General features: G+C 62.4%; 2 protein-coding genes. Both read left to right on the forward strand.

What is annotated here, in order from left to right; genetic code table 11:
- Positions 1-244: aldehyde dehydrogenase family protein (locus AAAB16_RS08850; RefSeq protein ID WP_340663001.1), on the forward strand; the 244-nt coding region annotated here is incomplete at its 5' end.
- A gap of 36 nt (positions 245-280) precedes the next feature.
- A complete protein-coding gene (mmsB, locus tag AAAB16_RS08855) occupies positions 281-1171 on the forward strand; it encodes a 3-hydroxyisobutyrate dehydrogenase (RefSeq protein WP_340663002.1) in 891 nt (296 codons plus the stop codon).
- The last annotated feature ends 57 nt before the right edge of the window (positions 1172-1228 follow it).

The following is a 1228-nucleotide window of genomic DNA, read 5'->3' on the forward strand; positions in this document are numbered from 1 at the left end:
CTCCGGCGCCGCCGCGCGGCACTTTCAGGAAGAGATCGACGTCGGCCAGGTGGGCATCAACGTGCCCATTCCGGTGCCGGTGCCGATCTTTTCCTTCTCTGGTTCTCGGGCGTCAAAACTCGGCGACCTGGGGCCCTATGGCAAACAGGTGGTGCAGTTTTATACCCAGACCAAAACCGTTACCCAGCGCTGGTTTGATGAGGATGACGTGGGCTCGGTAAACACCACCATCACGCTGAAATAGAACCCCACCCATCACCACCACAAGAGGGAATTTGCCATGAATATCGGTTTTATTGGCCTGGGCAATATGGGTGGGCCTATGGCGCTGAACCTGCTCAAGGCCGGCCATCAGCTGACGGTGTTTGACCTGGTGCCGGCCTCGGTGCAGGCGCTTATCGACGCCGGCGCCCACGCCGTGCACTCGCCAGCCGCCGTGGCGCGCAGCGATGCAGAGCTGATCATCACCATGCTGCCCGCCGCGCGCCATGTAAAAGCCGTGTACCTGGGTGAGGACGGCCTGCTTGCCCACGTGACCCGTGGCGTGCGCTTGATCGACAGCTCGACCATCGACCCCATGACCGCCCGCGAAGTCGCCGCTGCTGCAACAAAGCAAGGCAACCCTATGCTTGATGCGCCGGTGTCTGGCGGCACTGCTGGCGCAGCAGCGGGCACCCTGACCTTTATGGTCGGTGGCAGCGAGGCCGATTTTGCCCAGGCGCAACCGGTGCTCGCCGCCATGGGCAAAAACATCGTGCACTGCGGCGCCAGCGGTAACGGCCAGGTCGCCAAGGTGGCGAACAACATGCTGCTGGGCATTTCCATGATCGGCGTGGCCGAAGCGATGAACCTCGGTGTGGCCCTGGGCATGGACGCCAAGGTACTGGCCGGGGTGATCAACACCTCAAGCGGCCGCTGCTGGAGTTCGGACACCTACAACCCCTTCCCCGGCGTGCTGGAAAACGTTCCGGCAGCGCGCGGCTACAGCGGTGGTTTTGGCGCCAACCTGATGCTTAAAGACCTGGGCCTGGCCACCGAGGCGGCCAGGCAAGTGCAGCAGCCAGTCATGCTCGGTGCCCTGGCGCAACAGCTGTACCAAACCTTTAGCGCCGAGGGCCACGGCGACCTGGACTTCTCCGCCATTATTCAGCTCTACAGCGGCAAGGTTTGAGTGCCGCACATGCCCCTAATAAAAAAGATAGAGAGCACCCCATGCACGACCTGGAAC

Source organism: Pseudomonas sp. (assembly GCF_037994325.1).
Taxonomy (GTDB): domain Bacteria; phylum Pseudomonadota; class Gammaproteobacteria; order Pseudomonadales; family Pseudomonadaceae; genus Aquipseudomonas.

Excerpts from the sequence above, each read along its gene's own strand:
- mmsB (WP_340663002.1), top strand. The coding sequence starts at position 281 with ATGAATATCGGTTTTATTGGCCTGGGCAATATGGGTGGGCCTATGGCG.